The sequence below is a fragment of the Pseudomonas sp. HN11 genome (genome assembly GCF_021390155.1).
Classification (GTDB): domain Bacteria; phylum Pseudomonadota; class Gammaproteobacteria; order Pseudomonadales; family Pseudomonadaceae; genus Aquipseudomonas.
This window is the reverse complement of the sequence record NZ_CP089985.1, coordinates 5,406,890-5,420,344: the sequence shown is the minus strand read 5'-3', so window position 1 is coordinate 5,420,344 and position 13,455 is coordinate 5,406,890. Positions and strand designations below refer to the sequence as shown.

Below are 13,455 nucleotides of genomic sequence, written 5' to 3'. Positions count from 1 at the left end.
CGGTACGTCCGTTAATCGAGCCGCTTGAGATCAATGAAGATTTCGGTTTTGTCTCGCGATTGAGTGACCGTCGTTGCCTGATTTGCCGGCGCGTCGTCGACGGAAACGCCCGTTGCGCCGGTCATTTGACTGATACCTCGGATTGGCGGTTCTCCGTCGTAGGTGAACACGTGATCGCTTCCGACGCGTGCCACCCATTTTGCTTGAGGGTTTGCCGCTTGGTCGTGTTCAATCACCTTGCTCGCGTAGTAGTTCATGTTTTTAAGGCGAGTGGTCTTGGGTTCCACGGACGGCACATCAATCGCTTTGATGCGAATACCATGTTTTCGCATGGTTAACAGCAATTCTCTATTGGTGTAGGGCTCATGGCCTGCGTGTGAGCGGTCTATGAGTCTCAAGTTGTTCCTGAGTGCAGGGGAGAATTCCCCTGTTTCGAAGAAGTGATCCAGGTCAGGTTGAAGCGAGTGCTCAAAGCCTTCCGAATACAAGACCATGACGTTGTTCTTCTTGAATTCGCCTGCCTGGTCGATGAGGAACCGCAGCCCTGCAGACTGGGAATGGTCCTCGCCAATAATCATGCCGGGTGATTTTTTGTAGACGCTATTGATAACGTCTGTTGGCGAAGCATCCTTGGCGATGTCGTCGAGAACGGGGCTGGGTTTGGTTTTTGCAGCTTTATGGAATTTCTTGGCATCGTCTTTCAACTGCTTATCAATCTTCTGCTTCACTTTCGACGAAGAAGCTTCTCCTTCTGCAGGATAATCATAAGCGCCAGGGTCAAACTGCTGGCCCGCGGGGCTTTTTGATTGCCATGGGAATTTTATACCGCCCGGTCCGCGAACCACTTCCCATGTTTCGTCCCCGGTATTGCGTACGATCATCACCGTTTTTCGGGTGAAAGGGTCGATAATTTCGACGGTATCGCTATCCAGTCTAAAACCGCTCTTGATCTCAAATACCCGGGTGGTCTCTTTGTCAAAGGTCACTTTGATCAACCAGTGGTCTTCACCGCGGGCATCTTTGACCTGATAGATACCGTTGGCGTTTGGCTTAACGCCTGAGATCTGTTGTTCGCCCTGCTCAACGGCGTAATCCTTGATATCGTTCGAGTCAATACCCGACGGGCGATTGACGTGCGGTTCAACCTCATTTTCAGACGCGGGTGCAGATGGCGGTGGCTCGGTGCTTTCCGCCACGGGCGCTTTTTCGGGTATTGCCTCAGGGGGCTTGATTTCATTAGCAGCAGCTTCGCCAGCACTCCCTCCTTTCAGGATATGGGGAAGTACTATCAGCGCAGCATTGAGTACGCCGAATATAATTCGCTTATCGCCGTCTGGTTTACCTCTTATTTTATCGTCGATCCCGATACCTGCTGTGATTACCCCTGTCGCCAGATAGTACACGCTCAGCGCTATCTCGACTTCAGGCATCACCAACGCCAACGGGGCTAGAAACAGCGCCGCTTTCGCAACCTTTTCGAACCCTTCAAGGACATGTTTTTTATGGACATCTAAATCGGTGGTTATTTTGGTGTTGGCATCGGCATAAGAGCGATCCTTTTGGCGTTTTGCAATTTCATCGAACGGTAATTTGATGGGCTCTGTCGTGATGGTTGTTTGCGGGTTCCCTAAGTCGCCATACCGCCGATACTCCTCGGTTTTCAACCCGCTGTGTGTGAAAAGGCCCTTTGGCCAAGTCCCGAGCTTTTCGAGTGTCTTGTCCAGACCCGGGTGCAAAAAGCCATTGGGCTTGTCCTTGAGGGGGAAGTGCGCGGCGATCGCTGCACGTTTAACCGGGTCAGTCATTTGCTCGGCGAGCCACTTTTTCATTTCAGCCTGGCTGCTGAATGTGTGAATAGGCGAGGAGTTCCCTGGTATGTAAAGCAGGGTCAGTGGAGGGACCTTTTCCCCGTTGGCGTCCAGTTTGACTTTGGTATCGGTGATGTACATAAGGTCGGGGGACTGATAGTCGCCAATCTTTAGCAGGCCCATTTCAATATTGGGATCGTTCGGAGGATTTTTTTTCAGTTGCTCATACGTGATATCCGGCCATGATACTTGGCTGTCTGGCAAACCGGCAGCCCGCAACGCCAGCTCTCGGCCCTCGGCAGTCAAACTACCTTCTTGGTGTTGGGCCATGGCTGATTTGGTGAAGGATGCTTTGGCGAGCGTCGGATATTGTTCTTTGTGACTGTTCCAGAAGTTGTCCAAAAACTTATCGTAGGGCTTTTTAAAGTCGGCCTTCCAGATCAGCTTCTTGAACTCTGCCGGCGTGATCTGACTTTGGTTGCCTCCGTTGTACACCGGTGCAGGCAATTCAGGGGATTCAATGTAAATCCCTTGATAGGTATGTGTGACGTCAGCGTCTTCACGGTTTGGCTTGGCGCGGCTCCAGAAGTCACTCGACTGAGGCTTTTGGGCTTTTATGTCGGGCTTGACTATGACTTCTGGGCCTCCTGCGTAGTAGGGCACCAAGAAGCCTTTTCCTTCTGGCGTATCTTGTGCGTTGGTGACCAGCGCCTCGGTCAGTGAGATTCTCTGGACGATTTTCGCGGGGTAAGGGGTGTCGCCTGTTTTGTTGTAGTTGAAAGTAACCAGATAAGTATTATCCGGGTCTATATTCCACTTTTCCTTATCGGCAGGGTTTGTTGCCTTCGCTGCCATCTCGGCGAATTTTTTCTTGAGAAAAATGGAGGCTTCTTGTGAGACGGTTTTGAACGACTCTTTAATCTCAGCGGTGGCGGGGTCGAGGCTGGGGTTTGGGCCTACATTGACGGGTACTGTTACTTTCTGACCAGTCCCGATGTTTTTATCAGGTTTGGGGTCAGCGCTGACGCTGTTTTGGTAACTTGGTCCAGCATCAATAGAACGTTTATTCCGCTGGCTTGCGGGGGCTGGTGGATGCGCGTTGTTTTTGGGGGCTAGCTCTGACTCGGCTAGCTTACGGTGAGCAGGCAAGGTCGTAGAACTAATATGCATAGGTGTAGTCCTGGAGTATTCAGCGGCAATGATTTCCTTTTGTGTGGTCGCGTGGGTAAGAAGAGTTCCTGCGCCGGTATCAGCCCTTTCATCCTTTAATGTATGACGAGGGCTTGTCGCTAAGGCACCGGCGAAATGGATCGATATGAGGATGTTTAAGTGTTTTTCTCATCCTTCGGCACATGCATGCGATCGCGGTTGGCCAGGGTTGGGAACAGCTTGATCCACACCCCCGTCACCACCAGCGTACCGATCCCGCCCATGACCACTGCGGGCACGGTGCCGAACCAGTGGGCGGTAATCCCCGATTCAAACTCGCCCAACTGGTTGGACGCGCCGATAAACAGGCCATTCACCGCACTGACTCGGCCACGCATTTCATCCGGTGTCTCCAATTGCACGAAGGAGGCGCGAATGACCATGCTGATCATGTCTGCCGCCCCCAGCACCACCAGCACCGCCAGGGAGAACCAGAAGGAGGTGGAAAGGCCGAAGGCGATAGTCGCCACGCCGAACACACCGACAGCGGTGAACATCACGCGGCCCACATGGCGGTCCACCGAGAACCGCGCCAGCCACAATGACATCAACAACGCGCCCACGGCTGGGGCCGACCGCAGCAGCCCCAGGCCCCAGGCGCCGGTCAGCAGGATGTCCTTGGCGAACACCGGCAGCAACGCGGTGGCGCCGCCCAGCAACACGGCGAACAGGTCAAGGGAGATGGCGCCGAGGATGTCCGGGCGGCTGCGGATAAAACGGATGCCGGCCAGAAGCGAGTCCAAGGTGGCCTTGCCTTTGTTAAGCGGCATCTGGCGGGCGGGCAGGTTGAGGGTCAGCACGCAGGCGATCAGGTACAGCACCACTGTGGGGCCATAGACCCAGACGCTGCCGAAGGCGTAGAGCAAACCGCCAAGGGCCGGGGCGACGATTGTGGCCAATTGTTGGGCCGACTGTGACGAGGCCACCGCCCGTGGGAACAGCGCGCTGGGCACGATGCTCGGGAGCAGCGCCTGAGTGGTCGGCATTTCAAACGAACGCGCGGCGCCGAGCAGGAAGGCGAGGACGAAGATCATCTCGCGGGTCACATTGCCGGTCAGCCCGCCGATGGCCAGGCTCAGGGCAATCAGCGCCTGCACAGTCTGGCAGATGGCGGCGACCTTACGCCGTTCATAGCGGTCGGCCACATGCCCGGTGTGCAGCATGAACAACACACGCGGCACAAACTCCACCAGGCCGACCAAACCCAGGTCCAGCACATTGCCCGTCAGTTGGTAGAGGTTCCAGCCGATGGCCACGGTGAGCATCTGAAAGCCGCTGGCGGTGAAGATGCGCGCTAGCCAGAACGCGATGAAAGGGCGGTGGTGACGCAACAACAGCGCAGGTTCACTAGGCATCGGGAGTTCAGGTCAGGGCCGGAGGGAGCGCCGAGATTATCACTAAGTTGTAACAAATAGTTGCAACAACTGAGCTGAGGCAGTCTGTCACGCGGCAAAAGACCACACAGTTCATTCCTGAAAATGGGACTACTCTTTCAGCAATGCTTGATCCAGATCAATGTCCGTATGGGCATCGACCTGGCGGCCTTGGGGCCAGATTCCCTACGCGGTGGATTAAAAAAGAAACGAATTGAAATTCGCCAGACTCCATATCCGTGGGGGCAGTGGGTGCAGGCTCCCGCCAGCAGCCGGTATTACCTGACAGAGGAAGACTTATGTTCGGTTTGGAGGCGCTAGATCTCGCCCGAATTCAATTTGCGTTCACCATCTCCTTTCACATCCTGTTCCCGGCGATCACCATCGGCCTGGCCAGTTACCTTGCGGTGCTGGAAGGCTTATGGCTCAAGACGCACAACGACACTTACCGTGACCTCTACCACTTCTGGTCGAAGATCTTTGCCGTCAACTTCGGCATGGGCGTGGTCTCCGGGTTGGTCATGGCCTACCAGTTCGGTACCAACTGGAGTCGTTTCTCGGACTTTGCCGGCGCCGTCACCGGGCCGCTTCTTACGTACGAAGTGCTCACGGCCTTCTTCCTAGAGGCCGGTTTCCTGGGCGTGATGCTGTTCGGTTGGAACAAGGTGGGGCGCAACCTGCACTTCTTCTCCACCGTAATGGTGGCCATCGGTACATTGATTTCCACGTTCTGGATCCTCTCGTCCAACAGTTGGATGCAGACGCCTCAGGGCTTTGAAATCATTGATGGCCGTGTGATCCCGACCGATTGGTTCGCTGTCGTGTTCAACCCGTCATTCCCGTATCGCCTGGCACACATGGCCACGGCGGCCTTTGTGGCAACCGCGTTCTTCGTCGGCTCCTCGGCGGCCTGGCACTTGCTGCGTGGCAAGGACAACCCGGCGATCCGCAAGATGCTCTCGATGGCGATGTGGATGGCCCTGATCGTCGCGCCTATACAAGCAGTGATCGGTGACTTCCATGGCCTCAATACCTTGAAGCACCAGCCGGCGAAAATTGCCGCGATTGAAGGCCACTGGGAAAATATCGGCAATGAGCCGACGCCGCTGATCCTGTTCGGCTGGCCCGACATGAAGGCCGAAAAAACCAAATACGCGGTCGAGATCCCGTATCTGGGCAGCCTGATCCTCACCCATTCCCTGGACAAGCAGGTGCCGGCCCTCAAGGAGTTCCCGCCTGAAGACCGCCCCAACTCGACCATCGTGTTCTGGTCGTTCCGGGTCATGGTCGGCCTGGGCTTCCTGATGATCTTCACCGGCCTGTTCAGCCTCTGGCTGCGCCGGGGCGACAAAATGTACACGTCCAAGCCGTTCCTGTACCTGGCGTTGTGGATGGGCCCTTCCGGCCTGATTGCGATCCTTGCGGGCTGGTTCACCACCGAGATCGGCCGCCAGCCGTGGGTGGTCTATGGCTTGATGCGCACGGCGGATGCTTCCTCCGGGCATAGCCTTGCACAGATGACTATCACCCTGGTGCTGTTCGTGGTGGTGTATTTCGCGCTGTTCGGCGCGGGCTTGGGCTACATGATGCGCCTGGTGCGCAAAGGCCCTGTGACCCACGAAAGCACCGAGCCCACCCACGGGGGGCCTGGTCAGAAACGCACGCCGGCTCGTCCGTTGTCCGCCGCCGATGACGGCACCGACAACGACCATGACGACATCCAGCACAAGGGGAATTGAGATGGGTATTGATCTTCCGCTGATCTGGGCTGTGATCATCATCTTCGGCATCATGATGTACGTGGTCATGGACGGCTTCGACCTGGGTATCGGTATCCTCTTTCCGTTTATTCCGGGCAAGACTGACCGTGACGTGATGATGAACACCGTGGCCCCGGTCTGGGACGGTAACGAAACCTGGCTGGTACTGGGCGGCGCGGCGTTGTTTGGCGCCTTCCCGCTGGCGTATTCGGTGGTGTTGTCGGCGCTGTACCTGCCGCTCATCCTGATGTTGATCGGTTTGATCTTCCGTGGCGTGGCCTTCGAGTTTCGCTTCAAAGCCAAGGACCACAAGCGTCACCTGTGGGACAAGGCGTTTATCGGCGGCTCATTGGCGGCGACGTTCTTCCAAGGCGTGGCGCTGGGGGCGTTTATCGACGGCATCCCCGTGGTAAATCGCCAGTTTGCCGGCGGTTCGCTGGACTGGGCCACGCCGTTCACGATGTTCTGCGGCGTGGCGCTGATCGTCGCCTATGCGTTGCTCGGCTGCACCTGGCTGATCATGAAAACCGAAGGCCCTTTGCAGGAAAAGATGCACAACCTGGCACGACCACTGGCTTTCGTGGTGCTGGCGGTGATCGGCATCGTGAGCATCTGGACGCCATTGACGCACCCGGAAATCGCCTCGCGCTGGTTCACTTTGCCGAACCTGTTCTGGTTCCTGCCAGTGCCGATCCTGGTGCTGGTGACCATGTACGGCCTGTTCCGCGCCGTGGCACGCAATGCGCACTACACGCCGTTCCTGCTGACATTGGTGCTGATCTTCCTGGGCTACAGCGGGTTGGGCATCAGCCTGTGGCCGAACATCATTCCGCCCTCCGTGTCGATCTGGGACGCCGCCGCGCCGCCGCAGAGCCAAGGCTTCATGCTGGTCGGCACCTTGTTCATCATCCCGTTCATCCTGGGCTACACCTTCTGGAGCTACTATGTGTTCCGCGGCAAGGTCACCCACGAAGACGGTTATCACTAGGAGGGTCGTCTCATGTCCGGCAAACCTACGTTGCACGAGATCGAACAGGCCGAGAAGCAGCCGTTGTGGCGGCGCCTGGGGTGGCTGGCGATGATCTGGACCGGCAGTGTGCTGGCCCTGTTCATCGTGGCAAGCCTGATGCGCATGTTCATGAATGCGGCGGGCCTGACCACTCACTGACATCCCGATCCGGGCCTTGCGGCCCGGCTTTTCAACCCTGCTTGTCGCGAGATGAGCAGGGTTTTTTTATTTGCGCGCTTTGAGAATCACGAATTTTGGCGTGGTGGCGACTTGCTCGACACCCCTGAACAAACGCGCCAGCTTGGTGTGATAGCCCAGATGGCGATTGCCGACTATATAGAGGGCGCCACCAACCACCAGGGCTTCCCGCGCCTGTTGGAACATGCGCCAGGCGAGGAAGTCACCGACGACCTGTTGCTGGTGAAAGGGCGGGTTGCACAGCACCACGTCCAACGAGCCAGGTTCCTGGCCAGCCAGGCCATCGGCGGCGCGTACGACTGCATCGCGATCACCCAGGGCGGCTTGCCAGTTTTCGGCCGCCGACTGCACGGCCATATAGGACTCGTCTACCAAGGTGTACTGCGCTTCGGGGTTTTGCATGGCGCTGGCAATCGCCAACACGCCGTTGCCGCAACCCAGGTCCGCCACCCGGGCATTGCCCAGGTTTTTCGGCAGGTGGGGCAGGAACGCGCGGGTGCCGATGTCCAGGCTTTCGCGGCAGAACACGTTGGCGTGGTTCAGCAGTTCGATGGCCGGTGCTTCCAAGTTATAGCGGGTGGGGTAGGGCGAGACGGCCACGGGACGGTCGTCAGCGGTGGCGATCAGCAAGCGCGCCTTCTTCACCGCTAGCGACGCCTGCATCGGCCCGATGTAGCGCTCCAGTAACTCGCCCGCCGCCCTTGGCAAGTGCTTGATCATCGCCCCTGCGACGACATGCGCGCCCGGTGCCAGTTGCCCTTGCAGGCGGATCAATTGTTCTTCAAGCAGCGCCAGGGTTTTTGGCACGCGGATCAGCACGCGGTCGAAAGGCCCGGACGGGATTTGGCTAGCTGGGATAAACGGCACAGCGTCAAAAGCCTTGCCGTTGCGTACCAGGTTTTTCTCCAAGCCTTGGGCGGCCAGAAACGAATCACCGCTGGACGTGACCTGCACCTGCCCCTGAAGGCTGGCGGCCAGGGCGCCGAAGCTGTCATTGAGCACCAGCACGCGCGTCGCCGTAGTCGGTTGCTGTTCGGCCAGATAATGGAGCAGGTACTCGTCGGCGGCATCGAAGGCTTGCAGCGGATCGTTATGTTGCTCTGGCTGGCGGATCAGATCGAGCTGGGCGAAGGGGCTTTCGAGCAGGGGCATGGCGGGGGAGGCTCTGGTTAAACGATGGGTGTTCGGCAATAACGGGCCGAACCGTCTGAATGAACTGCGGGCGGCGCCCGATGGGCTGCTCAACACTCAGAATTGGCCGTAAATGTTACGTTTTTTTCAGCGTGAATACATGCGGTGTTTCTTTGTCGGTCAAATAATCCCGCTACGCGCGGCACAGAGCACAGCGGCAATTTTGTTATTGACCCCAAGCTTTATGAAGCACCTGCTCATATGAAAGCCAACCGTACGCTCGGACAAGCACAGGATGGTGGCGATGTCTGAGGCGGTCTTGCCCATGCCGGACCACCTGAGGACCTCCCGTTCTCGCGGGGTCAGTTTGCTGGCCGGGCTGATGTCGGAGGGGGCAGCATACTTCTGCGCCACGACAGCGTGCATTGCGTGACAAAGCCATAGCACCAGGCCCGCTTTTTCATAGAGTTCTTCCGGGCTGACGTCCCGCTGTGCACGACTCAGGGTCAGCATGCTGAACACGCCTCGGAAATCATGCACGGTGATAGTCAACGCCCTATGCACACCTAAGGTTTGTGCCAATGACCAAAGGCTTGGTACGTCTTTAAATGTTTCTTCCTCCCAGACGAGAGGTAGTACGCTCTCCATGCACTGCTTTACGACGGGATCCACTTCAAAGAAACGCGCTTGCTCATACAGCGATTTCCACTCATTTGGATAGTTTGTGAATTCGATCGGATTGACTTGGTTTTCGGGACGGTTGGGACTCATTTTGAAGGAACAGTGTTGGAAACCAAGCTCATAAGTCTTGTTGATCACCATTTCAAAAACGCTGGTGATCTCGTCTTCGCCTTCCAGTTTGGAGAGGCGTGTGTTGCGCCAGGTAATCATTGGTACTCTCCATGGGCTGCTTCGTGCCTTGGGGTACGTCCTGGACCCCCAACGCTGCACGAAAAAGAGTGTAGGACATACCTTACATATCAGATGGAGAATTTCGTTCTTGCGCACGGGTATTTAAGAGTTTTTTGCGAGGAGTTCAGTGGTAGTCAGGAAGCAGGCAATTGAAAATTCACGGATTATTAGTGGTTTGGGAGCGGTGTAACGATCAACTAACAGCGCGCCTGTGAAGCTGGTTGAAAGGCTAATAGCGAATTGATTTGGGGTGCAATTAGATAGCCACTATCGCTTGATTGCGCCATGCCACTACCAACCGTAGGTGTTTCCGCACGCGACTTTGAGGGACACTAGGGCACCTGTAGAACGGAGTCCCCCATGACGGCCAGTGCTGAGAAATTCACCCGCCAGACCTTGCTCGACGTGCAATCGCTGACCCCCAGCCTGTTTACCCTGCGCACCACCCGCGATCCGGGCTTTCGTTTCACGGCGGGGCAGTTCGTGCGGCTGGGCGTGACCAAAGCGGATGGCAGTACCGTATGGCGTGCCTATTCGCTGGTCTCCTCACCGTTTGACGAGCATCTGGATTTCTTCTCGATCGTGGTCCCAGGCGGTGAGTTCACGAGCGAGCTGAGCCACCTGCGGGTGGGTGATACCTTGATGGTGGAGCGCCAGGCGACGGGCTTCCTGACCTTGAACCGTTTCGTCGATGGCCGCGACTTGTGGATGCTGGGGACTGGCACCGGGGTGGCACCGTTCCTGTCGATCCTGCAGGATTTCGAAGTCTGGGAGAAATTCGAACGCATCATTCTGGTGTACAGCGCACGGGAAGCCAAAGAACTGGCCTATCAGGCACTGATCAAAGAATTGGGCGAGCGTGAATACCTGGCCGAGTACGCGCATAAACTCACCTACATTCCCATCGTCACCCGTGAGCAGTATCCCGACGCGTTGAATGGGCGCATCACCACCCTGATCGAAAATGGCGAGCTTGAACGTGTAGCCGGCCTCGAGCTGACACCGGAGCATTCCCGCGTGCTGATCTGCGGCAACCCGCAAATGGTCGATGACACACGCCAGTTGCTCAAACAGCGCGATATGAACCTGAGCTTGAGCCGCCGCCCCGGTCAGGTGGCGGTGGAAAACTACTGGTAATAAAAAAGGCGCCTCTAGCAGGCGCCTTTTGTTCAAGCAGATGCTTATTGAAGCGGCTTATCGTTCTGTGCCTTGAGCAGATCGCGGATCTCACCCAGCAACACTTCTTCCTTGGTCGGCACCGGTGGCAGCTTCGGCGCAACGGCTTCTTCACGTTTCAGACGGTTGATGACTTTCACACCCATGAAGATCGCAAATGCGACGATCAGGAAGTCCACCACGCTCTGGATGAATTTGCCGTAAGCCAGGATCACCGCAGGCGCGTCGCCTTGCGCCGCCTTGAGCGTCACGGCCAAATCACCGAAGTCCACCCCACCGATCAACAGACCGAGTGGTGGCATCACCACATCGCCTACAAACGAGGACACAATTTTGCCGAAGGCTGCACCGATGATGATACCGACGGCCATGTCGACCACATTACCTTTGACCGCGAAGGCCTTGAACTCACTGATCACGCCCATAGGTTATTCCTTGTTACAGATGAGAAGGGTGGGACACAGTGTAAGTCAGCTGTAACGGGCTTGCCCGACACAACTTCTAACACTGTTGGTTTTTATCGACACATTAAATCGCAAATAGTTTGCAAAGTGCCACCAATCGCGCGCGAAATACGCCGAATATCAGTGAGTTAACAGATTATTTTATTAATCGGGTTGGTATGACTTTTCTATTTATCTTCTGACTCTTGGGTCACTAGCCTCTGGCAAGCACAACTGAATGTGCACTAAAAAAACCAGAGGAAACCTCGATGAAGAATCCAATGAGCCGCGGGCCTGTTTCAGCGCGATGCGTGCTGGTACTGGCGAGCGCCAGCCTGCTTTCCCTGTCCGTACACGCCGCCAACCTGACACGCGACAACGGTGCTGCGGTGGGCGACAACCAGAACTCGCAGACAGCCGGTGCCAATGGCCCGGTCCTGCTGCAAGACGTGCAGTTGATCCAGAAGCTGCAGCGCTTTGATCGCGAACGTATCCCTGAGCGCGTGGTACACGCGCGTGGCACCGGCGCCCACGGTACCTTCACCGTCACGGACAACCTCAGCGACCTGACCAAGGCCAAGGTGTTCGCGGCCGGCGAAGCCACCCCGGTGTTCGTGCGTTTCTCCGCCGTGGTCCACGGCAACCACTCGCCGGAAACCTTGCGTGACCCGCGCGGTTTCGCTACCAAGTTCTACACCGCTGAGGGTAACTGGGACCTGGTAGGCAACAACTTCCCGACGTTCTTTATCCGCGACGCGATCAAGTTCCCGGACATGGTCCACGCCTTCAAGCCAGACCCACGCACCAACCTGGATGACGATTCCCGTCGCTTCGATTTTTTCTCCCACGTGCCCGAATCCACGCGCACGCTGACCGAGCTGTACTCCGACTCCGGCACCCCTGCCAGCTATCGGGAAATGGACGGCAACGGCGTGCACGCCTACAAGCTGATCAACGCCAAGGGTGAAGTGCACTACGTCAAGTTCCACTGGAAGAGCCTGCAAGGCATCAAGAACCTCGATCCCAAGCAGGTCACCGAAGTACAAGGTCGCGACTACAGCCACATGACCAACGACCTGGTCACTCACATCAACAAGGGCGACTTCCCCAAATGGGACCTGTATGTGCAGGTGCTCAAACCTGAAGATTTGGCCAAGTTCGACTTCGACCCGCTGGACGCGACCAAGATCTGGCCGAATGTGCCTGAGCGCAAGGTCGGGCAGATGGTGCTGAACCGCAACCCGGCCAACGTGTTCCAGGAAACCGAGCAAGTGGCCATGGCGCCGGCCAACCTGGTGCCGGGCATCGAACCGTCTGAGGACCGCCTGCTGCAGGGCCGGGTGTTCTCCTACGCCGACACCCAGATGTACCGCCTGGGCGCCAACGCCCTGCAACTGCCGATCAACGCGCCACGGGTGACTGTCAACAACGGTAACCAGGACGGCGCGATGAACTTCGGCAAGACCACCACGGGCGTGAACTACCAGCCAAGCCGTCTGCTGCCACGGGACGAGCCGCAAACCGCGCGCTACAGCCAGTCGGCCCTGTCGGGCAGCACCCAGCAGGCGAAGATCCAGCGCGAGCAGAACTTCAAGCAGGCCGGTGATCTTTACCGCTCCTTCACCAAGAAAGAGCGTCAGGACTTGATCGAGAACTTTGGCGGCTCGCTGGCTACCACCGATGATGAGAGCAAGCACATCATCCTGTCGTTCCTCTACAAGGCTGACCCGGAATACGGCACTGGCGTGGCCAAGGTCGCCAAGGGTGACCTGGCGCGCGTGAAGGCGCTGGCGGAAAAACTGACTGACTGATTCGTTGGTTACGGCCGACGTCCTTGATCGGGCGTCGGCCCTTGGCAGGAGAAAAACCCATGCGAATTTCTATCGGCTTGCTGATGGCCATGCTGGCCTTTGTCGCCCATGCCGAGTCTCCCGACCCGGTCGCGCTCAAGGCTCAGTTGCAGGACTACTATTTCGACGCTGCCCGCCGTGGCGACCTCGACATGCTCAACACCTTCATCGATTCCGGCTACAGCCTCAATACCCAGGACGACAAGGGTTACACCGCGTTGATCCTGGCCGCCTACCACGGCCAGGGCCCGTTCGTGGAACGCCTGCTCGATGCCGGAGCCGACGCCTGCATGCAGGACAAACGCGGCAACACAGCGCTGATGGGCGCGATTTTCAAGGGCGAATTGAAAATTGCCCAGCGCCTGCTGGCCACTGACTGCAACCCCGACCAACGCAACGGCGCGGGACAGACGGCAGCCATGTACGCCGGGCTGTTCAAGCGTGTCGAGTTGCTGGATGAGTTGAAGGCCAAGGGCGCGGACCTCAACGCCGAAGACCCGATCGGCAACAGCGCTTCACGATTGGCCAGCGGTGAAATCCGGACCCCGGCGCCGCGCTGAGCTATCATCGCGGTTTTTCGGTTGGA

General features: G+C 57.3%; 11 protein-coding genes. 6 read left to right on the top strand and 5 right to left on the bottom strand.

Annotated features, from left to right (window positions below; genetic code table 11):
* Window positions 1–11: 11 nt before the first annotated feature.
* Both LVW35_RS24785 and LVW35_RS24780 read right to left on the bottom strand, forming a co-directional pair.
* Window positions 12–2,978, bottom strand: a complete 2,967-nt coding sequence (locus LVW35_RS24785; protein WP_233892423.1) for a membrane-targeted effector domain-containing toxin — start codon at window positions 2,976–2,978, stop codon at window positions 12–14.
* A 155-nt stretch (window positions 2,979–3,133) separates the two neighbouring features.
* Window positions 3,134–4,372 (bottom strand): MFS transporter, encoded by a 1,239-nt coding sequence (locus tag LVW35_RS24780; RefSeq protein WP_233892422.1) that lies wholly within the window; start codon window positions 4,370–4,372, stop codon window positions 3,134–3,136.
* Between the two features lie 317 nt (window positions 4,373–4,689).
* Between LVW35_RS24780 and LVW35_RS24775 the strand changes: the two genes are divergently transcribed.
* From LVW35_RS24775 to LVW35_RS24765, 3 genes are read left to right on the top strand one after another with little or no spacing between them, the layout of a single operon-like run.
* Window positions 4,690–6,129 (top strand): cytochrome ubiquinol oxidase subunit I, encoded by a 1,440-nt coding sequence (locus LVW35_RS24775; RefSeq protein WP_233892421.1) that lies wholly within the window; start codon window positions 4,690–4,692, stop codon window positions 6,127–6,129.
* Between the two features lies 1 nt (window position 6,130).
* On the top strand, window positions 6,131–7,138 hold the full coding sequence (gene cydB, locus LVW35_RS24770) for a cytochrome d ubiquinol oxidase subunit II (RefSeq protein ID WP_065875348.1): 1,008 nt from the start codon (window positions 6,131–6,133) through the stop codon (window positions 7,136–7,138).
* Between the two features lie 12 nt (window positions 7,139–7,150).
* Window positions 7,151–7,318, top strand: a complete 168-nt coding sequence (locus LVW35_RS24765) for a DUF2474 domain-containing protein (RefSeq protein ID WP_099584739.1) — start codon at window positions 7,151–7,153, stop codon at window positions 7,316–7,318.
* 66 nt (window positions 7,319–7,384) lie between these two features.
* On the opposite strand, the gene LVW35_RS24760 is transcribed toward LVW35_RS24765, so the two are convergent.
* Together LVW35_RS24760 and LVW35_RS24755 are read right to left on the bottom strand one after the other, a co-directional pair.
* The gene (locus LVW35_RS24760) at window positions 7,385–8,509 is read right to left on the bottom strand and encodes a methyltransferase (RefSeq protein WP_233892420.1); all 1,125 of its coding nucleotides are present in this window, start codon (window positions 8,507–8,509) and stop codon (window positions 7,385–7,387) included.
* Window positions 8,510–8,668: 159 nt separating this feature from the next.
* Window positions 8,669–9,379: a helix-turn-helix transcriptional regulator gene (locus LVW35_RS24755; RefSeq protein WP_233892419.1), complete on the bottom strand. Its 711-nt coding sequence runs from the start codon at window positions 9,377–9,379 to the stop codon at window positions 8,669–8,671.
* 381 nt (window positions 9,380–9,760) lie between these two features.
* Between LVW35_RS24755 and LVW35_RS24750 the strand changes: the two genes are divergently transcribed.
* The gene (locus LVW35_RS24750) at window positions 9,761–10,537 is read left to right on the top strand and encodes a ferredoxin--NADP reductase (RefSeq protein ID WP_233892418.1); all 777 of its coding nucleotides are present in this window, start codon (window positions 9,761–9,763) and stop codon (window positions 10,535–10,537) included.
* 44 nt (window positions 10,538–10,581) lie between these two features.
* On the opposite strand, the gene mscL is transcribed toward LVW35_RS24750, so the two are convergent.
* A complete protein-coding gene (gene mscL / locus LVW35_RS24745) occupies window positions 10,582–11,001 on the bottom strand; it encodes a large-conductance mechanosensitive channel protein MscL (RefSeq protein WP_186691051.1) in 420 nt (139 codons plus the stop codon).
* Window positions 11,002–11,300: 299 nt separating this feature from the next.
* Between mscL and katB the strand changes: the two genes are divergently transcribed.
* Window positions 11,301–12,830: a catalase KatB gene (katB, locus tag LVW35_RS24740; RefSeq protein ID WP_442799698.1), complete on the top strand. Its 1,530-nt coding sequence runs from the start codon at window positions 11,301–11,303 to the stop codon at window positions 12,828–12,830.
* 59 nt (window positions 12,831–12,889) lie between these two features.
* Window positions 12,890–13,429, top strand: a complete 540-nt coding sequence (locus LVW35_RS24735) for an ankyrin repeat domain-containing protein (protein WP_233892416.1) — start codon at window positions 12,890–12,892, stop codon at window positions 13,427–13,429.
* Window positions 13,430–13,455: the final 26 nt, after the last annotated feature.